At 45.4% G+C, this 20,333-nt stretch carries 14 protein-coding genes; 3 read left to right on the top strand and 11 right to left on the bottom strand.

Going from position 1 to position 20,333, the window contains the following annotated elements:
- Positions 1 to 35: 35 nt before the first annotated feature.
- The 7 genes from folC to MHN00_RS16445 all read right to left on the bottom strand — a co-directional run bounded on the left by folC (position 36) and on the right by MHN00_RS16445 (position 11,847).
- Positions 36 to 1,367, bottom strand: coding sequence for a bifunctional tetrahydrofolate synthase/dihydrofolate synthase (gene folC / locus MHN00_RS16475; protein ID WP_239301829.1), 1,332 nt, complete (start codon positions 1,365 to 1,367; stop codon positions 36 to 38).
- On the bottom strand, positions 1,367 to 2,212 hold the full coding sequence (accD, locus tag MHN00_RS16470) for an acetyl-CoA carboxylase, carboxyltransferase subunit beta (RefSeq protein ID WP_014949945.1): 846 nt from the start codon (positions 2,210 to 2,212) through the stop codon (positions 1,367 to 1,369). The genes folC and accD overlap by 1 nt, the downstream gene beginning before the upstream one ends.
- A 309-nt stretch (positions 2,213 to 2,521) precedes the next feature.
- On the bottom strand, positions 2,522 to 3,313 hold the full coding sequence (truA, locus tag MHN00_RS16465; RefSeq protein ID WP_014949946.1) for a tRNA pseudouridine(38-40) synthase TruA: 792 nt from the start codon (positions 3,311 to 3,313) through the stop codon (positions 2,522 to 2,524).
- Positions 3,314 to 3,517: 204 nt separating this feature from the next.
- On the bottom strand, positions 3,518 to 8,107 hold the full coding sequence (locus tag MHN00_RS16460; protein WP_239301828.1) for a FimV/HubP family polar landmark protein: 4,590 nt from the start codon (positions 8,105 to 8,107) through the stop codon (positions 3,518 to 3,520).
- Positions 8,108 to 8,605: 498 nt separating this feature from the next.
- On the bottom strand, positions 8,606 to 9,622 hold the full coding sequence (locus MHN00_RS16455; RefSeq protein ID WP_014979671.1) for an aspartate-semialdehyde dehydrogenase: 1,017 nt from the start codon (positions 9,620 to 9,622) through the stop codon (positions 8,606 to 8,608).
- A gap of 29 nt (positions 9,623 to 9,651) precedes the next feature.
- Positions 9,652 to 10,854 (bottom strand): 4-phosphoerythronate dehydrogenase, encoded by a 1,203-nt coding sequence (locus MHN00_RS16450; protein WP_239301827.1) that lies wholly within the window; start codon positions 10,852 to 10,854, stop codon positions 9,652 to 9,654.
- Between the two features lie 237 nt (positions 10,855 to 11,091).
- Positions 11,092 to 11,847: a class II aldolase/adducin family protein gene (locus MHN00_RS16445; protein WP_039225270.1), complete on the bottom strand. Its 756-nt coding sequence runs from the start codon at positions 11,845 to 11,847 to the stop codon at positions 11,092 to 11,094.
- 174 nt (positions 11,848 to 12,021) lie between these two features.
- On the opposite strand from MHN00_RS16445, the gene MHN00_RS16440 reads away from it, so the two are divergent.
- The gene (locus tag MHN00_RS16440) at positions 12,022 to 12,711 is read left to right on the top strand and encodes a Crp/Fnr family transcriptional regulator (RefSeq protein WP_061486089.1); all 690 of its coding nucleotides are present in this window, start codon (positions 12,022 to 12,024) and stop codon (positions 12,709 to 12,711) included.
- A 41-nt stretch (positions 12,712 to 12,752) separates the two neighbouring features.
- Here the strand turns inward: MHN00_RS16440 and MHN00_RS16435 are convergent, their stop codons facing one another.
- The 4 genes from MHN00_RS16435 to MHN00_RS16420 all read right to left on the bottom strand — a co-directional run bounded on the left by MHN00_RS16435 (position 12,753) and on the right by MHN00_RS16420 (position 16,703).
- Positions 12,753 to 13,049, bottom strand: coding sequence for a type II toxin-antitoxin system RelE/ParE family toxin (locus MHN00_RS16435; protein ID WP_239301826.1), 297 nt, complete (start codon positions 13,047 to 13,049; stop codon positions 12,753 to 12,755).
- The gene (locus MHN00_RS16430) at positions 13,046 to 13,276 is read right to left on the bottom strand and encodes a type II toxin-antitoxin system ParD family antitoxin (protein ID WP_239301825.1); all 231 of its coding nucleotides are present in this window, start codon (positions 13,274 to 13,276) and stop codon (positions 13,046 to 13,048) included. Before MHN00_RS16430 ends, MHN00_RS16435 begins: the two co-directional genes overlap by 4 nt.
- Positions 13,277 to 13,629: 353 nt before the next feature.
- Positions 13,630 to 14,844: a beta-ketoacyl-ACP synthase I gene (gene fabB, locus MHN00_RS16425; protein ID WP_014949953.1), complete on the bottom strand. Its 1,215-nt coding sequence runs from the start codon at positions 14,842 to 14,844 to the stop codon at positions 13,630 to 13,632.
- A 296-nt stretch (positions 14,845 to 15,140) separates the two neighbouring features.
- Entirely contained in the window at positions 15,141 to 16,703 is a 1,563-nt protein-coding gene (locus MHN00_RS16420; RefSeq protein WP_239301824.1) for an AMP-binding protein, read from the bottom strand.
- 223 nt (positions 16,704 to 16,926) lie between these two features.
- Between MHN00_RS16420 and MHN00_RS16415 the strand changes: the two genes are divergently transcribed.
- Both MHN00_RS16415 and mnmC read left to right on the top strand, forming a co-directional pair.
- Positions 16,927 to 18,201: a galactose oxidase gene (locus tag MHN00_RS16415; protein WP_239301823.1), complete on the top strand. Its 1,275-nt coding sequence runs from the start codon at positions 16,927 to 16,929 to the stop codon at positions 18,199 to 18,201.
- Between the two features lie 3 nt (positions 18,202 to 18,204).
- The gene (gene mnmC / locus MHN00_RS16410) at positions 18,205 to 20,265 is read left to right on the top strand and encodes a bifunctional tRNA (5-methylaminomethyl-2-thiouridine)(34)-methyltransferase MnmD/FAD-dependent 5-carboxymethylaminomethyl-2-thiouridine(34) oxidoreductase MnmC (RefSeq protein WP_239301822.1); all 2,061 of its coding nucleotides are present in this window, start codon (positions 18,205 to 18,207) and stop codon (positions 20,263 to 20,265) included.
- Positions 20,266 to 20,333: the final 68 nt, after the last annotated feature.

The raw sequence follows: 20,333 nt of genomic DNA, 5'->3' as shown, positions 1-20,333 counted from the left end.
GCTTGAATACACGGTTTTACTCTACAATGCGCGTGTTAGTTTTGCTCAGCAAGCACGTCTGCTACGGTAACAAAAGAACCAAAAACGAGAATAAGTTCACCAGTTTGATAATCTGCAAGCGCGCGCTGATATGCCGAGGTCACGTTCTGAAACGTGTCTATATTCTCTATGGTTGTGCCGGCATTAACAAGTGCATTTTCAAGTACTTCTGCCTTACAGCCCCGAGGACCACTTGTTGATGCTACGTACCACTTGGCATTAAGTGCCGCCAGTGGCGCTAAGGTCTCTGCAATAGACTTATCTTTTAGCATGCCAACCACAATACGCATTTGGCTTACATCGTAACGATTTAGCCAATCTTGCATAGCTGTCGTCGCCTGTGGATTATGGGCAACGTCAACAACTACGAGGGGTGATTCACTAATAGTCTGCTGACGCCCGGGCATGGTGGTATTTTCAATAATATCTCTAACCACATGTTCTTCGGGCAGCAAGTCTAAAAGTTCTAGCGCGGCCAACGCAGTACTCGCATTTTGAAGTGGAATTTTAGGATAAGGTAGCGACGTATAACTATTGCTCTTCCCTCTCCAGCTCCACTCACTGTAATCACTTGCTACCACTGTTTCGAAATCTTGTGTAGCCCAACGTACGTTAGCTTGTAGCTCGTTAGCCACATCGTAAAGCGATGATGGAGGAAACAGTTCACCAACCACAGCATTGCCGTTTTTGCGCATAATACCCGCTTTTTCCCGAGCAATTTTTTCGCGGGTATTACCAAGCCAATCTTGATGGTCAAGATCGATAGTCGTAATAACAGCTAGATTGGGATCAATAATGTTGGTGGCATCCAAACGTCCGCCTAGGCCTACTTCAAGAATGACCACATCAACAGCCCATGACTGCATCATTTTCATGGCAGCCAGTGTACCGAACTCAAAGTAAGTTAGAGTAATAGGTTCGCCACCCGTGTCTTTTCGCGCGCTTTCAACAAACTCAAATGCATTTACAAATTCATCGGCAGGCGGTAATTCGCCGTTGTAACGCACGCGTTCACGATAGTCGGTTAAATGGGGTGAACTGTATACCGCAACACTTTTGCCTTGCGAAAGCATGGCCTGCTCAAGTAAGCGGCACGTTGTGCCTTTACCGTTTGTGCCTGCAACAGTAATAACCAAAGACTGGCTAAGTGAAAGTGCCATGGCATTGGCCACTTCTTTCACTCTGTCTAGCCCCATATCGATGGCGCTAGGATGAATAGATTCTAGGTAGGATAACCACTGGCTCAGGCTTTTTTGCGAAGATGAAGACGCTGAAGCGTTTTCTGCGTGTGGCGCTGAGCCAGTATTTAGATTGTTTTCGTTATTCACTAATTCTTATAATGCAACTTAACCAACAGGCTGTGTAATCTATCACGCATATCTCTGCGGTCAACAATCATATCAATTGCACCTTTCTCAACAAGGAACTCACTGCGTTGGAAACCTTCAGGCAGCTTTTCTCTTACTGTTTGTTCGATTACGCGAGGACCCGCAAAGCCGATTAGCGCTTTTGGCTCGGCTACGTTTACGTCACCAAGCATTGCCAAACTTGCAGATACACCACCCATTGTAGGGTCTGTAAGTACACTAATATAAGGCAGGCCTTTCTTACTCATTTTAGCAAGCGCTGCAGATGTTTTAGCCATTTGCATTAGCGACATCAGTGCTTCTTGCATACGCGCACCGCCACTAGCACTAAAGCAAATAAGCGGCATATCGTTTTCTAAGCATGCATTAACAGCAGCAACGAAGCGAGCACCTACAACCGATGCCATTGAGCCGCCCATAAACGCAAACTCAAAACACGCAACCACTACCGGCATACCTTTTAGCTTGCCCTGCATTACCACTAGCGCGTCTTTCTCGTTCGTTGCCTTTTGTGCTGCAACGATACGGTCTTTATAGCGCTTAGAGTCTTTAAACTTAAGTACGTCTTGCGGCTCGTGCTCTGCACCTAACTCAACGCGATCGCCATCATCTAGGAACGCATCGATACGGCGGCGTGCCGTAATACGCATGTGATGGTCACATTTAGGGCAAACTTCCTGAAGTTTTTCCAGTTCGCTCTTATACAGCACTGCTTGGCATGAACCACACTTCGTCCAGATACCCTCTGGTACGTTACCTTTGGTTGATGTTTGCGTGCGAGGAAGAATTTTTTGAATCCAGCTCATGGAAATTGAATCCTTTGTTTTTTGTTTGCCGACCGTGACGATTGATGTTTGTTCATACTTGTGGCCAACAACACATTAATTTTTTAAGTTTCATACTGTATTACAAAGAAAAAATACGTAACACAATAGAACAGCTACCTAATATAGCGCGCTATTAGACCACAATACAACGAAATGGAAAAAACAAAACTGGTCTTAGAAGTTGGCAAGGGATGATTTGAAGATACATGCTTCAATACAACCTGAGTTAACTGCTAGATAATGTGCAACTAACTCAGATTGAAAAATTTAAAGACGAAGGTAGATAGATTAGGCCTCTGGAAGGAATAGCGGCCCTAAAGGCGGTTTAGGCAAACCGTGCTCGTCAGGGTATGTGACGTCAACCAAGTACAACCCATTTGGCTTCGCCGTAGCTGCAGATTTACTTCTGTCTTTCAGGCTTAACAAGTGAGCTATCCAATTTACATCTTGCTCCCCTGCCCCAATCTCAACAAGCGCGCCCGTGATATTGCGAACCATATGATGCAAGAAAGCATTGGCGCGAATATCGATAATAACGTATCGCCCTTGGCGATATACGCTTACATCAGTAACGTTGCGAAATGGTGTTTTACTTTGGCAAAGCGCTGCGCGAAAAGAGGTAAAATCTTGTTCGCCTAGCAAGGCTTGTGCGGCAACATGCATTTTTTTCTCGTCTAATTCGCGGTGGATATGGGTAACCCCGGAATGGAGAATAGCAGGACGCATTTTCGCATTATGAATAACGTAACGATAGCGGCGATGGGTAGCAGAAAAACGTGCATGGAAGTCATCGCTGACGTTCTTTGCCCAGGTAACAGCAACAGAGTTAGGCAGATTCGCATTTACGCCGAGTGTCCAAGCGCGCTCTGAGCGTGGTGCATCACAGTTAAAGTGAACCACTTGCCCAGTAGCGTGTACACCAGCATCGGTACGTCCAGCGCACTGCACTTCAATGGGTTCGTTGGCTACTGTCGATAGTGCCTTTTCAAGATGTTCCTGAACACTTGGTACTTCACGCTGGCGTTGCCATCCGTATACAGCAGCACCGTCGTATTCAATCCCTAAGGCAATTCGCCCCATATCTGTATTACCCCGTTTCTGAAAAGGCGCTAAGTGTAGTCATGTCGCTTGCAACATGCAATGCCGCTAATACGCAAAACTCTTTTAGGTCATAGAAAATAAATGTACATCACCTAAAACAAAAACGGCCTGTATATCTTGTAAATATACTGGCCGTCCAAAATCTCAAACGAGAGCGCGGTTATGCGCATAAGAGCAAACTACTTAAGCAATATTCGCTAAAATCGATGCGGCTTCCTGTTTTTGCTCTTCGCTACCCTCTTTCATTACTTCTTCAAGCAACTCTTTTGCAGCGTCCACATCGTCCATTTCAATATAAGCGCGAGCTAAGTCCAGGTTAGCGTTCTGCCCTGCGTCTTTATCTATATCAATCACCGTATCTTCATCAGATACACCTGTGAAGTCAGATAAACTTACATCAAGATCTAGTGCTTGGCTATCCGGGTCAATAGCGTCTGCATCATCGCCATCGTCCATTAAAGCCTCTACATCAAGGAAGTCTTCTGGTGGCGTTTGCGCGTCACTTTCACTATCGACATCACTAAGTAAGGCGGCAAGATCTAAATCAGGGTTATCGAGTTTAAGATCATCCTCTTGAGCCTTTTCAGTCTCAACGGATTGAGCCTCTTGTTCGTCCTCTTCAATTTCAGTTGGCGTGGCAATATCCAATTCCACATCATCTGGAATTTCAAGGTCGTCTAATGCAAGTTCCGCATCATCTTCTTCAAGGGCGAAAGTATCTTCGTCGTCTTCTTGCTCAGACTCAAAAGCACCATCTTCGTCTAGCTCAAAGGTTTCATCTTCTTCGTCTAGTTCAAACGTATCATCGCTTTCGTCGAATCCAAGGTTGTCGTCACTCCCTTCTAACTCGAATGTGGCTTCATCATCTTCCAGCTCAAGTTCGAAAGTATCTTCACTCTCTGCTGAAGATGCTTCTGGATCCTGACCGTCGTCATCACTTTCAATTTCACTGGTGTCGACATCACTTGTATCAACAATAGCGTCTGACTCAAGACTTTGAAGAAGCTCATCGAATTCCGCACTGTCAAGATCGTCAAGAATCTCGTTGTCGTCTACATGGTCATCGTCACCGGAAGCAGACAACCAGTCGTCAAGGCCTGGAACATCGTCAAGTTCGTTAAAGTCTTCTTCGCTGTTCTTATCTGAATCGCTTTGGTTTAAATCAGTTTCTTCAGGTGAGCTCGATTCTTCAGCAGCACTAGATTCTGATGATATTTCGTCACCTTCATCTTCACCGTCAATTTCTTGCTCTAATTCAAAGCTTTCTACTTCGTCATACGCAGCGTTTAACAGGCTGTCGTCGTATTCATCACTGTCTTCTGCTGAAGCATCTTCCGCTGGCTCTGTTGGCGCTGAGGGCTTTTCCTGCGCTGATGGCTCTTCCGTATCCATCTGACTGAACGAAGGAATATCATCCATCATCTGTCTTTCAAACGCTTCAATAGCGTCATCTAGTGGATCGTCTGACGTTTGCCCTGCCTTTTCTTCAGCGTCTTCATCGACAGCGTCGAGCTCTGGCTCTAAGCCTGTTTCTGGCTGTAGTTCTGCCTCGGCTTCCGTTTCTAGCTCTACTTCATCTTCCGAGTCGGTTTCAGGCTCAGCTTCGAATTCTAGCTCTGATTCTGGCTCTGGCTCAGATTCAAGTTCCGCCTCTAATTCAGGCTCAATCTCAGTGTCTTGTTCTGCACCTACTTCAGTGCCAAACTCTGGTTCACCTTCGGCTTCCGCCTCTAGCTCTACTTCATCTTCCAAGTCGGTTTCAGGTTCAACTTCAGTTTCAGGTTCAACTTTTTCTTCTGGTTCCTGGTCTTGTTCTGTTTCAGAATCGATATCCTGTTCTACTTCAGATTCAAGCTCAGGCTCAGGCTCAGCTTCAAATTCAAGCTGTGACTCCGTCGCTGGTTCAGACTCAAGTTCCGTTTCTAGTTCAGGCTCAATCTCAGCGTCTTGTTCTGCTTCTACTTCAGTGCCAAGTTCTGGCTCTGAATCTAGTTCTGACTCCGTTTCACCCTGGGATTCTGTGTCTAACTCTACTGCATCTTCCGAGGCGGCTTCGTGCTCAGCTTTTTCTTCTGCTTCTTGGTCTAGTTCTGTTTCAGAATCGAAATCCTGTTCGAATTCAGATTCAGAATCAGCTTCAAATTCTAGCTCTGATTCCGGCTCCGGCTCAGACTCAAGTTCCGCTTCTAGTTCAGGCTCAATCTCAGCGTCTTGCTCTGCTTCTACTTCAGTGCCAAGCTCTGATTCTAGTTCTGACTGCGGTTCACCTTCGGCTTCCGTCTCAAGCTCTACTTCATCTTCCGAGTCAGCTTCTAGCTCAGCTTCTGGTTCTGACTCAAACTCGACCTCAGGTTCGAACTCTGCATCTGTTTCATCATCTGGTTCTATTTCAGACTCAAGCTCAGAAAGTAGCTCGTCTGTCAGCAAATCTACATCTTCACTGCTTTTAGATTCTTCAGCTTCTAGTTCAGCAAGCAACTCATCAGTTAGCGGGTCGCTAAAATCATCTTCGCTTGCATCTTCTTCATCGCCTTCAGGCGTTTCAAGATCTACGTCTTCTTCGTGAGCTTCAGGACTAACTTCAGGCTCGCCATCTAACTCTGCTTCAAGCTCTGCAAGTAGTTCATCAGTAAACGGATCATCAAAATCACCTTCCTCATCGGATTGAGTAGGTAAATCGCTAGAAGCGCTTTCATTAAGCTCTTCATCAGCTGAAGGCTCTTGATCCGCTGAAGGCATTTGAACCGCTGAAGGCTCTTCAGCAAGCTCATCTTCCGCCTGTAGCTCAGCAATAAGCTCATCGGAAAGAGGGTCACTGAAGTCCGCGTTAGTTTCGATTTCGTCGGTGACTATTTCGTCTAAATCGTCGGTAATGGCATCAAGACTCTGAATAGACTGCGGCGACGGCGAAGAAGTTGTTATTTCTTCCTCAAGATCATCCTCGTCTTCGTCATCTTCTTCACCTAGGCCACCCATCATTTCGATTTGCTCAATTTCATTTAACAAATCGTCGGTGATTTTATCTATTTCTTTATTTTGCTGATTAATCTCGTCGTCGAGCTTGCTCAACATATCCTCATTGATAAGGTCGTCATTGCTGTCTAGCTCATCAGTAAGACCTGCATCAACGCCGTGCTCTTCTAGCAAATCGTCAATACTGATTTCAGGCTTATCGTCCTCATCTTCTACGGTTGGCAAAGAAGAAACACTTTCTGTTTCTTCGCCAGCGTCAGATAAATCATCAACCGAGCTGGCAAGCAACGCGTCGATATCGTCTTCATCAACATTGTCAGATTCAGCGGTACCGTTGACCTCAGCCAGTATGTCGTCAGGGTCTATGTCGCCCGACTCATCTAGCTCATCACTCTCAAGTTCTGCCGCGTCTTGGCTTTGTACATCATCAAGCAAGTCATCAATGTCAAAATCATCGTCATCTGTCGATGCCGCCTCGTCAGCAACTTCCGTCTCTGGCTCGCTTTCATCGGCAGAATCTTCATCAAAGATGTCGTCATCCCCTGACAGGTCGAAGCCTTCAAGGTCGTCAGTGTCGTTTTCGTTTAATACTTTATCTGACAGGTCATCGTCATCAAACAGACTATCTAGTTCACTTTGATCAAGCTCATCATCGCCAGCTTCAAACAAGTCATCACTGCCATCGTCTGGCACCAACATGTCGTCTTCAAGGTCAGCGAAGGTTTCTAGTTCGTCATCTAGGCTTTCTTCTAAATCTGAGGTAAGTACGTCATCAAGTAGGTCGTCGTCATTGAACAAGTCATCATCTGACAACTCTGCTTTATCATCAAAGTCAGGGGCCAGTGCACTTGAAAGATCGCCAATGTCAGAATCAGGTACCGGCACTTCATCGTTATCGGCTGTAATCGTAGGTCCAGCCGCAGGCGCTTCGTCAGGCTTACTATTACGTTTTAGCAGCCACAGGATAAGGCCACCTACTAACAATAGTGACAGAATTGCAGAGCCTATGATTAGACTGAGTGGGCTGGTAAGTGCGCTTAAAAACGAAGACTGCTTTTCTGCTTCGCGCTGCGCTTGCTCGGCCTTGATCATGTCGAGCAATTCTTGCTGAAGCGCCACTTGCATATCAAGTTGGCTCTTAACATCACCTTCCACTTGTCCACGCAAGGTTTCTACCTCACCATTAACGGCCTCAACACGCTCGTACAAGCGTCTGTTTTCGTTAAGAATCGCTTCAACATTCTCAAGTGAGGCTGCAAACTGCATACGCAGTTCGTCGAATTGTCGGGTTTGCTCCTGATCCAAGCGAGTGATTTTCTGCTCAATATCAGTTTGGGTTTGCGTTAAGTCTTGTTGATTTACTAGAGGCGATGCGGGCTTGATGTTTCTTACGCTACTGCCAGGTTTATTAAGCATTTCAGCAAATGCTCTATCATCCTGCTCAGCACGCATCTGGGCTTTTTGCTTATCAATTCTAGCGATATATCGCTCTGATGGTAACTTTAATACCGCACCATCAACTAATAAATTTAAATTGCCGTTTTCAAATGCGTTTGGATTGAGCTCGTAAATGGCGGTCATAACCTGATATACGCTCAGGTTATTGTTTTGGCGATAGCGCTCAGCAATACGCCATAAGGTATCGTTGGCGTCGATAGGGCCATATTCTAGGCCTGAATACTGGTCAGTTGCGTCTTTGGGACCTTTTAAGAAGGTAGCGCGTTCTTGTGCATCTACAGTGATAATAGGGCCAGACAAACAAAGTGTTAGTAAAAGTAAGCCCGTCAAATGCAATTTCATAGCAGTCCTATATGCCCTCAAGCGTCTTTACCACCCGAGACGTATGGGCGGATTTTCTAGCCAATCAGTACGGAAGAAAATATTGGCTTTTATTTTTATTCTTAAGCCACCTTGAAACCATTAATAATCAAGCTAGCGTTTTACAGTCTTTATGAACTTAGCAGTAAGATTTATTTGCGCTTTTTAGAGTTCTTACCCTTCGCCTAAGTGTCTGACTGAGTATTGTTTTTAACGTTGTTCTATTCCTAACTTTACAAACTATAAACCAGTTATTAAGGGTGATCTAGTTAGACAGTAGTATTGAAGCGCTCTAATGCTCAAATTTTCGCTAAAAACCGTCATTCAGTAGCTTAGAGTGCTGTCTTTCTATCCCGTTGAATAGTGCCGCTTCATTGCAACAGGTAATGCCCCTTTCATTGCGTATCGGCAAGCACAGAAAAATGTTTACCTTTTCCTGTGCTTATCCGATTAATCAGAGGCTGTGTCTCTGTAGAATACTTACAAGTAGTCGCGAATAAGTGTCTCAGCAATTTGAATGCTATTTGTCGCTGCACCCTTTCGAATGTTGTCTGACACTACCCATAGGTTTAAACCACAAGGGTGAGTAATATCATTCCTGATACGCCCTACATGCACAATGTCGTTGCCGCTAGCACTGCTTACTTGCGTTGGGAATTGCTCATTGCCGTCGTAAACTGTTACGCCTGGCGCATCGGCTAAAAGCTCTTTAACATGCTGCGCGTCTATTGGCGAACGCGTTTCAAGGTGAATAGCTTCAGCATGCCCGTAGAAAACCGGTACACGCACAGCCGTCGCATTTACCAAAATACTCTGATCGCCCATGATTTTTTGGGTTTCCCACAGCATTTTCATTTCTTCTTTGGTGTAGTCGTTGTCTTGGAATACGTCGATTTGAGGTATGACATTAAAGGCAATTTGGCGACTAAACGATTCTGGTTTTACTTCACGTGCGTTTAGCAAACCTGCGGTTTGTTTAGCCAGTTCTTCCATGGCTTCTTTACCGGCACCAGAAACTGACTGGTACGTGCATACATTAATACGGTCAATACCAACCGCGTCTTGAATAGGCTTAAGTGCAACCAACATTTGAATGGTTGAGCAATTTGGGTTCGCAATAATGTTTCTATTGCGAAACTCTGCCAGTGCATGGGCGTTAACTTCTGGCACCACAAGTGGGATATCTGGCTCGTAACGAAACTCTGAAGTATTGTCGATAACAATACAGCCTTCCTCTGCCGCTAGCGGAGCAAATTTTGCAGAAATGCTGCCTCCAGCTGAGAAAAAGCCAAATTGCACTAATGACCAGTCGAAATCATCAGCATCTAATACTTCAATGTCTTCGCCTTTAAACGACACGGTACTACCTGCTGAACGTTTACTGGCAAGCGGATACAAACGGTTTACCGGAAAGTCTCGCTCTTCTAATAGTTCAATCATGGTTTGGCCCACTAAACCTGTGGCGCCAAGTACCGCTACGTCAAACGCTTGCGACATAATGCTTTTTGCTCCTAATGTAAAAATAACTAAACCAGACTTACGTGAAAGCCCAGTTTGGTGAATGTATCTTGGATTTGCTTACTGGTGTTTTTTGGCAAGTGTAACGCATAGGCGCTGCACTCGCGACGCACTCTGTATTGCTTACGCAATGTAGAGAACGTATTTGCAATGTGTGTCTCTGGCGTTTCATTATGGCCTGACGCAAACGCATTTCGCGTTATCTTATCGTCAATAGCTACATCATACACATCGTGGAATACGGCAATGAGATCATCAACAGACAACCGCGTTGCCTCTGGCGAATTTAACTCAGCTTTGATCGGGTTGGTTTTCTCTAAAAAGTCGCTAAGCAATTTATCTGGGGCTTTGCCCACTACGTCACAAATTTGCTCGTAAATCATTTGCGTACCGCGCACTTTGCCTTCTACAGAGTGCCCCGCAATATGTGGTGTAACGAACCAAACATAGTCAAATAATGCTGTATTTATGGCAGGCTCATTGTCGAATACGTCGAGTACCACCGTTGGCGGTTTTTCCCATTGAAGTACGCTAAGTAGTGCCACTTCATCAATAACCTCACCCCGGCATGCATTTATAAGCAGCTGGTTTGACGTTAATCCTTCCAGAAACGCTTCGTCTATCATCTGATATGTAGGATATTCGCCGCCTTTAATAAAAGGCACGTGAAGCGAGATAACATCGCACTTTGCTATTTGCGCTAAGTCTACAAATGACTGACCGTTATGCTCCTTCTTACCAGATTTTGTTAGCGCTCGCTGTAGCGGCGGGTCATACAGACAGTGTTTAACGCCAATTGCCATTAAAATTCTTGATAATGCAGTTCCCACATTACCAGCACCTACTATTCCCACTGTCGCATTATATAAATCGAGCATTTGGGCTTTTTGCGCGTGCAGCAAAACACTCAACACGTACTCGGCAACCGCTACGGCATTACAGCCTGCTGCACTGCTGTGCATAATACCCACGCTATCTAAATGCGTTTTATCTAAATGATTGGTCCCCGCCGTTGCCGTAGTAACAAACTTGAGCTTGCTAGCGCTGGTCAGCAGTTCAGGGGTAACCTTGGTGGTAGAACGTAGCGCAAGAATATCTACATCGCGCAGCATTTCAGGCACAAGAGATTGCCACGCATAGGTTTCAATCTCACCTACGCTATTAAGGTAATCGGTGCCAAACGGAATAGTATCTTCAAGAAGTATTTTCATGGCGCTAAGTGTACCTTAACTTAGGCTTTTAGTAACCAAGCGCCCTTGATTTATCTTATCGGTGATTCGTTTAATTTACGTCATTTTGATGCACGTTTGGCCGCAACATTAAAGAGACGGCCGAAGTTCATACAATTCTTTAAAACGGGAACGCTTAGAGCAAACCGCTTTAGCTCACGTTTTTTGTCCACTTCATCCTTTGCGAACGTGGTATTGGATAACGTTAACTTTAAATAGTTACTTGTCGTAACCAGGGAAACGGCGTTCAACGCGTCGTTTAATACCCGGCCATGCTAACGAACCACCAGCCTGCCGAGTGACTTGATCGGCTTGTGTACGAATGCCATCTAGAATTGCCGAATGAATTGGAATAAGCGGCTTGCCTGTGGCCTGCGCTTTTAACTGAATTTCACAGGCGCGCTGCATGATAAACATAAACAAAAAGGCATCGGGAATATTGTCTGCACAGGTTAAAAGCCCGTGATTGCGCAAAATCATAAATTGGGTATCGCCAAGGTCGCGAACCAATCGCACTTTTTCTTCTGGATTCAACGCCACGCCTTCGTAGGCATGATAGGAAAGCGACGCCAGCGGAAAAAGCGATTGCTGCGAGTATGGCTGCAACCCTTCTTCTAAAATGGATACCGCCACACCTTCTGCTGTATGCAAATGCAACACACATTTGGCATCGTCTCTAGCCTCATGAACAGCGCTATGAATAGTAAAACCTGCTGGGTTAATGTCGTATTCACTTTCCATTACTTTGTTACCGTGAAGATCAACTTTAACCAAGCTTGATGCAGTAACTTCATCAAACATTAAACCGTAGGGATTAATCAAGAAATGGTGGTCAGGCCCAGGAACACGAGCAGAAATGTGAGTAAAAATAAGGTCGTCCCAACCATACATAGCGACTGCACGATAACATGCGGCTAGATCAACACGGGTTTGCCATTCTTCACTGCTAACTTTCGACTTTACTGAATCTGTCATAGCTTTACTCTTTTAACGTACAAATTAATTTCATTTGAGGCGGGTGCCCTAGGTGGAAGGCTCGATACCTTGAACGTTTCAATGAAACTTCCACTTACTTTCTCTTACCGCCTACATTACGCGCAGTAATTGCTATACACTGTCGGATATACGACATTGTAAGAAATTTGTTAAATGGAAAAATTTAAACCTGTTCTCGCTAGCTCTACTTGGTTTGGCGCGCTCCCACCCTATTTGCAGGAAGCCATGTTCGACAAGATGCGCCTAAAACACCTAAAAGCAGGGCAGCAACTTCATGCCAAAGGTGAAGACGGTGTCGGTTTTTACGGCGTATGCGAAGGCCGTTTAAGAGTTGTCACTGTGGGCGTAGATGGTCGCGAAATGCTATTTGCGCTACTGGGCCCCGGCACCTGGTTTGGTGAGATATCGATGTTTGACGACCTCCCTCGTACTCACGACAACTTCTGCGAGACAAATTGCACGGTGGCGATTATTCAAAAGAACGCGTTTAAAGCACTGCTTGAGCAATATCCTGAACTCTACCCGCATTTTACTCGCCTTTTATGCACGCGAGTGCGCAGCGCGTTTCAGTTTATTGACTCAAGTGCGGGTCTTAGCCTTAAGCACCAGCTTGTAAAACGGCTTTTAATGCTTACCACCAGTTACGGTCAGCATTTGCCCAAACATAACGCGATTACACTTACGCTTTCGCAAGAGTCTTTAGCGCAAATGATAAATAGCAGTAGGCAGACGGTGAACCAGTTATTAGGTGAACTTCAACAAGAAGGTTTGGTAAAACGGCATTACGGGAAAATCACTATTCCCGAACCAGATACCTTGTTTAGTCGTTATCAGTTTATTTGACTTGGCACTTTCGCCACATTACTGGGCCTTCCCTTTATATTTCAATCGCATAGATGTATAGAGTATTTAATCTGTTGATGAAGTCCCCTAATGACGAAAATGCCGTCATCGACTTTTTTATAGAAGACCATGTGCCTATGAACTGGCAGTTGAAAGTAAGTCTTTCTGATATCCTCAGCTGAAGTACCGATACTAGGGTTTTCCGCCAGAATAACTAGAGCTTCGTGGAGGGCAACAAGATAGGCTTCAGCTTGAGTTACGCCATGAATATTGGCTGAATAATCGTAAATCCCAGAGATATCTTCCTCTGCTTTATTGGAGAGGATATATTTATTCATTCTGAGGCTCGAGTTTTCTTAGCTTGAATAATATCTAAAACATTCTTATCACTTTTCCCACTCAATTCACCTTCTATGAGAGCTAAGCTAATTGCCTCTCGCTCACTCTGATTGCGACGCACTAAATCGCGAATATAATCACTAGCATTAGCATATTTGCCAGTTTTTACTTGTTCATCAATCCACGTACGCATTTCGTCAGGAAGCGACACATTTAAAGTTGCCATTGTCTATTTCCGAATGTCCACCATTTGCAAATTATGGCAAACATTGACAAAGATTGCCGATTGAGTAATGAAAGTTGGTTTAACCGATAGCTCAGAGCACTTAGTTAAACGACAAATTTAGCGTCACTCGAAACACTGCGCTTAATAAAAATTTGACATTCTGCTTCACGGACAAAACACACAATTACAATCGCTTAAGCGGCCGCTTCTGAAAACACAGGTTTTATTTAAAAAATACCAATAAAAAAAGGGCGTAAACACAAGCACCCACGGTGCTCAGGTTTACGCCCTTTTGTTTTCTTTGAAACTTCTTAACTGAAGCTAAAAAAGCTTACTGGTTCAAGCGGTTTTAATTAACCGTTGTAACGCTGCATAACAAGCGTTGCGTTAGTGCCGCCGAAACCAAAGCTGTTAGACATAATAGTGTTTAACGTTGCTTCACGTGCTTGGGTAACAATATCTAGCCCTTGTGCTGCATCGTCCAGCGTGTCGATGTTAATTGATGGCGCGATAAAGTTATTTTCCATCATCAACAAGCTATAGATAGCTTCGTTTACACCCGCCGCACCTAGTGCGTGCCCTGTCAGTGATTTAGTTGCACTAATAGGTACGCCCGCTTGGCCAAACACTTCTTGAATAGCCGCAAGTTCTTTCACGTCACCTACTGGCGTTGATGTGCCGTGGGTATTTAAGTAATCGATAGGCGCATCGATATTTTGCATTGCCATCTTCATACAGCGAATTGCGCCTTCACCCGACGGTGCAACCATGTCGAAACCGTCTGATGTAGCACCGTAACCTACTACTTCGCCGTAGATTTTTGCGCCGCGAGCAAGCGCGTGCTCAAGTTCTTCAACAACAACCATACCGCCGCCGCCAGAACTTACAAAGCCGTCGCGTGCTGCGTCATAAGTACGTGATGCCACAGCAGGATTGTCGTTATATTTAGAGCTTAGTGCGCCCATAGCATCGAATTGGCTTGATAGTGACCAATGTAATTCTTCGCCACCACCGGCGAATACTACGTCTTGCTTACCAAGCTGAATAAGCTCTAGCGCATTACCAATACAGTGGGCACTAGTTGCACACGCAGAGGCAATTGAATAGTTCACGCCGCGAATTTTAAACGGTGTTGCTAAGCAAGCCGATACCGTAGATGCCATACAGCGGGGAACCATGTATGGACCAACACGCTTAACGCCTTTTTCGCGAAGAATATCAGCAGAAAGCACTTGGTTTTCAGAAGACGCGCCACCTGAGCCAGCAATAATACCTGTACGCTCGTTTGAAATGTCGCTTTCTTCTAAACCAGAGTCTGCAATGGCTTGTTGCATCGCCACGTATGCGTAGCCTGCCGCATCGCCCATAAAGCGCATAGCTTTACGGTCAATATGGTCTTTCAAATCGATGTCGATGTTGCCCCAAACTTGGCTGCGAAGGCCCATTTCGGCGAACTGTTCTGAAAATGTAATTCCAGACTTACCCGCTTTAAGTGAAGCAAGTACGTCTTCTTTATTTACGCCGATGCTTGATACGATACCAAGACCGGTGATAACTGCTCTTCTCATAGTTTACCCTTTGCGTTGTTGCGGCTTATGGTAACGATTTTGAATGGTAAAGTGGTCTGCTCTGCCAATTGCCATACTCAAATTTGCTAAACTTCAGCGTTGCAGTACCTGTTTCAATTCTGGGCTTATGTATATAAACAGGTAGTTTCCCACTTCCCTTCTTTTTCGTTTCTTCCGTCTTTGTCTAAGCTTTCTTGTTCAGAATATTTCCAATGTAGCACGAGTGCACAGGGTCATGACCAGCGTTAATTTATACCTTCACAAAACCTTCAAAATAGCTTTAGCGGTTTCTTTTATTAAGTAAATTGGGCTCTAAGTTTGTTCTTAAATATTTTACCCGTATCTTCTCTGGGCAGAGTATCGAGCATTTGCAACATTTTAGGCCACTTGAACCGCGCCAGTTTGCCATCTAAATACCCATGTAGCGCATCAATCGACAGCGCGTTGTCGGGTGAGCATTGAACAGCCACCACCACTTTCTCGCCATACTCAGCATCAGACACACCGAATACCGCGCAGTCTGCAACCTCAGGCATTTCGATGATGACGCTTTCTATTTCAGCAGGAAATATATTGGCGCCACCTGAGATGATCATGTCTTTTTTTCTATCGCAAATATATAAGTAGCCATCTTCGTCCACATAACCCATATCACCTAATGTCGTGAATTCACCAACATGTAAGTCGCTTTGCGTGCCCGTAGTATTGGTATATTTGAATGGCGCGAACATGGAAAGGTGCGCATATATAACGCCAACACCACCTACTTCGCACTCCTCTTTATCGTCGCTCAGTATTTTAATCGCGGCACCGGGAATGGGCTTACCCACAGAATTTGGCTTATCTAATGCTTCTTGAGATGAAATTAGGGTCATAAAGCCTAATTCACTAGCACCATAAGATTCATAGAAAATTGGACCAAACCAGTTAATCATTGCCTCTTTCACATCGCTTGGCAGTGCGGACCCGGTTGATAAGGCAAATCGCAAGCTTGAAGTGTCGTATTTGCTTCTTATCGACTCGGGCAGTTTAAGTAGCCTCACCATCATAGTGGGAACAATATAGGCGTGAGTCAGCTTAAACCGCTCTATGTCTTGTAAAAAGCGTTCGGGGTCGAATTGAGGCTCAATGTATACATCAATATTACCCGCTGCTAAACAGCAGAGCGTAAGCGCGTGCGGTGCACTGTGATAAAGCGGTGCCGAGACGAAAAAGCGATCACCTATTGATAGCTGCATTAACGCTTCAGACAGCCCTTTAAATATTAAATAAGGGTCTGGCCGCGTTAGGTCTTCATCTCGCTTAATACCTTTGGGTTTTCCGGTGCTGCCAGATGTGTAGGGAAACATGCCCTTAAAGCGTTTTGGCGATTCATCGTGGCGCGTTGCGTTTGGGGCAGCTAATAGCGTATCAAGACACTGGTACTGTTCCCCAGTTTTCGCCTCTGATGCTAACAGTGAATTATCTGTTAAATGATAGCGCTCTAAAATGCTTTCCGGCGTTTTAATCGTGTATATCACTGACAAGGTGGAAACTTGTAATAAGGTTTGGCGGTCATTCTCCCCCTTTAATAAATCGCGATGAGCGAACAGTGCTTTAGCGCCACAGTCGTCTAAAATAGGCAAAAGTTCGGCAACGGGGCTGTGCCAATTAAGCAGAACATAGCGCGAACCCACATATCGGCATGCCTCTACTATTTCGAATATATCGACGTGGTTTCGCATAAGAATAGCTACCACATCGTTATCGCACACACCTTGCTCAGCCAGTGCACGTGCGATGATACGTGCACGATCATCCATTTCGTTTCTAGTGCGTTTGCAAATGCTTTGACCACATTGGTGAAACACGCCCGCCATACCTTCTCCCTGAACTATCCTCAATAGACTTAGCGCTAAATTTAACAAAATATTTACAACAACAATTAAATAAACGTATTGTTTTTACTGATAGATTGTTATTTGCAGAAGCAATATGAAAAGAAGAGTTTTAAGCAGGCACAAACTTTTGCGGAAAAACAAAAAGGTGACAGGTAGAATACGCAGCCAAACGTTCGAAATTTAGATAAAACTGAAGATTGCTGTGTTATTAAAAAAGCCAAGAACCATTGCTCTACGCATTTTCCAAAGTGCGGTCCCCCGACTTTCTTTCGTAGTGGCTGCCTTTATCATTGCTTCTGCAGCGACTATCTCTGCAACAGCTGCGCCTATCGTCCTCCCCGCGCTACCAGAGCCAGTTTCAAACAATGCCGTAGCTTCTGTAACCATAGACGACACGCAATATATATTTAGTTTTATGGGGCTGGGCAAAGTCAAGACCCATAAAGACGTGCACAACCGTGCTTGGCAGCTTCCTATTGATAGCAAAGATAAACCTTTGCAGTGGCAAGCCCTTCCCCCAGTTCCATCCAGCCTTGCACTAAAAGGTCGTTTGGCTTCCGTAGCAGTGGGCGTTAATGACAGCGTTTATATTTTTGGCGGTTACACGGTTGATGAAGATCACAATGAGATTAGTACGCCAGATGTTTATAAATACGCTCCTGTAACAGGGGAATATAAGCTATTAACGCCTATGCCCGTGCCTGTTGATGATGCAACTGCTTTAGTTTACCAAGACCGTTACGTGTACTTAATTTCTGGCTGGCACAACGATGGGAACGTAAACCTTGTGCAGGTTTACGATACGCAAACCGGCCAATGGCAACAGGCGAGCCCTTTTCTTGGCAGTCCGGTATTCGGGCAAGCTGGCGGCATCGTTAACAGCACTATGGTAATATGTGACGGCGTATCAGTAACACCTCACAGCGATAAACGCCGCAGCTTCGCGCCAGAAACTGCCTGCTTTAAAGGTGATATTGACAAGGAAAATCCATTCAAGATTGATTGGCGTACGCTTGACCATCCAACGGGTACTGCGCGCTATCGCATGGCGGCAGCGGGCGATAAGGCCACGAATAAAATCTATTTTGTGGGCGGTTCAACTAATCCGTACAACTACAATGGCATTGGCTATAACGGCGAGCCTTCAACTGCAGATGACGCCATCTGGATCTTTGATATTGCCGAAGAAACCTGGGCTATATCAAAAACAGATGCTGAAATACCTACAATGGATCACCGCGGGTTAATTAACGTTAATGGTTCGTGGAGCACCATTGGCGGTATGCTTGGCGCACAGCACGTGATCAGTAAAGTAATCCCGCACTTTTCAACACTCGCAGAAGTGTCTTGTTTATCTAAAAGGCAGACTAGCTCTGACGTTTCAAAACAAGCATCGGACGGGCAAGCTGATGAAGTAGTGAAAACTGCTACCAATTCAAAGTGCCAACACAGAAACGACATAAACGGAGAAAAATAAACAGTGAAATCTAAGCATGCACAGGTTCATTTTAATGAGAGCGGCACGCCTGTCGCCGACCATTTTGACGACGTTTATTTTTCTAACGACAGCGGAATTGATGAAACCCAACACGTTTTTGTTGCAGGCAACGACCTTGATGAGCGCTGGCAACAGTGGTGCAATCCTACTTTTGTCATCGCCGAAACAGGTTTTGGAACTGGGCTGAACTTTTTGGTCGCGATGCGTGCCTTTAACGAATTTAAAGCAGCAAACCCTGACCATCCGTTAAAGCGCCTGTATTTTATCACCACAGAAAAGTTTCCACTGCCTCAACAGGATATGCAGCGTGCGCTAGCAGCTTTTCCTGCTCTTAAAGACGAAGCGGAAGCACTCGCCTCACTTTACCCCATGGGCCTAGAAGGTTGTCATCGCCTTCATTTTGATAACCATTCAACCACACTCGACTTGTGGATTGGTGATGTTCACGAACTTCTACCTCAGTGGCATTCCCCTGTAAATGGCCTCATCGATGCCTGGTTTTTAGATGGTTTTGCACCCAGCAAAAACCCTGATATGTGGACAGATGCTCTGTTTAGCCAAATGGCTCGCTTGTCAAAAACCGGAACTACCTTTGGAACCTTTACCGCCGCAGGCATCGTAAAGCGTGGGCTAGCTGGTGTGGGTTTTACCATTAAAAAACGCAACGGTTTTGGCCGTAAGCGCGACATGCTGACCGGCGTTTTTAACCAAGACAATGAGAATGTGCAGCATAAACTTCGCCTACCTGCTGGCCCCTATTACAGGTACGCGAACGACAGTTTAGATAAAACAAGTAAAGTCGCAGTGGTAGGCTCCGGCCTTGCAGCAGCTACGGCATGCCTGGCTTTAGTAAAACGCGGCATTAACACTACTTTGTATTTTGATGGTGACACCCTTGCAAGCGGCGCTTCTGGCAACCCGCAAGGCGGCTTTTATCCGCAGCTCCATAGCGAAGCAAGTATTGCCAGCCGCATTCAGGCACACAGTTTTTTGTATGCTAGACAAGCCTACGACCACACTATTGAACATGCAAAAGCCTGTGGCCTAGCCGACGTTGCCCACGATTTCTGTGGCGTTATTCAACTAAGCTTTAACGACAAGGTAGCAGAACGCCAAAATAAATTGGCTGCTGCCGACGTATGGCCTGAAGCTTTGATCAAGCCGGTGAACAGCAAAGAAGTGAGCGATATCGCTAACCTAACTCTTCCCTACTCTGGCTTATACATTGGCTTGGGCGGATGGATTTCTCCTCCACAGCTAGTAGCGGCCATGATTGAAGAAGCACTTCAAAGTGGCAAACTCGAGCTGAAACCCAATCATACCTATGTATCTCATGAGGCAGTTGAGACAACAAAGCAGCAGGTGCGGATTCGTTTTAACTTAGATAGCGCTGAGAATGAAGAAGTTATTACTGCCGATCACCTTATCCTTGCCCTTGGTGCAGGTGCGGTAAACGCTAGCGATTTTGACAGCCTGTCCCTTCGCCCCGTTCGCGGCCAGGTTGAAGCTATTCCCACCCAAATGCCAATTGAACAGCTTAACACTGTGTTGTGTCACAAAGGCTATATGACACCTGTATTCGAAGGTCGGCACGCGTTAGGTTCAACCTACGTTAAAAACGACTTAAGTACCGATGTGAGAAGTGACGAAACTGAAATGAACCTCGCCACACACGAACAGGCGCTGGCAAACACCGACATCGTGCAAGCATTACAACATGACGGTAAAGCCAGAGCGGCTACGCGTTTAGGTTCACCCGACCACCAACCTGTTGTCGGTGCACTACATAATTTTGACTCATTAAAAGAACACTACACTATGCTAGGCGTGGGCAAACCGTTGACTAGCGCGCCAGTGTTACCAAGCAGCGTAGTTTCCACCCTTACTTGCTTAGGGTCGCGAGGGTTAACCACAGCGCCTTTAATGGCAGAGGTCTTGGTGAGCAGTCTATGTAAGGAGCCGCTACCTTTAAGCAACGATCTGCTTAATGCTGTAAACACAAGCCGCTTTATGACTCGCGAAGCAATAAGAAGTCAGGGTTAATAAACGGAGAGGTCTTTGTGAAACTTCTACTGTGCCTAGACACAAAAGATCGGACGTTTAGAGGATTT

The sequence above is a fragment of the Alteromonas sp. Cnat2-8 genome, from assembly GCF_022348355.1.
In the GTDB taxonomy this organism is placed as follows: domain Bacteria; phylum Pseudomonadota; class Gammaproteobacteria; order Enterobacterales; family Alteromonadaceae; genus Alteromonas; species Alteromonas macleodii.
The sequence above is the reverse complement of the archived record's forward strand: the minus strand, read 5'-3'. Positions and strand labels throughout refer to the sequence as shown.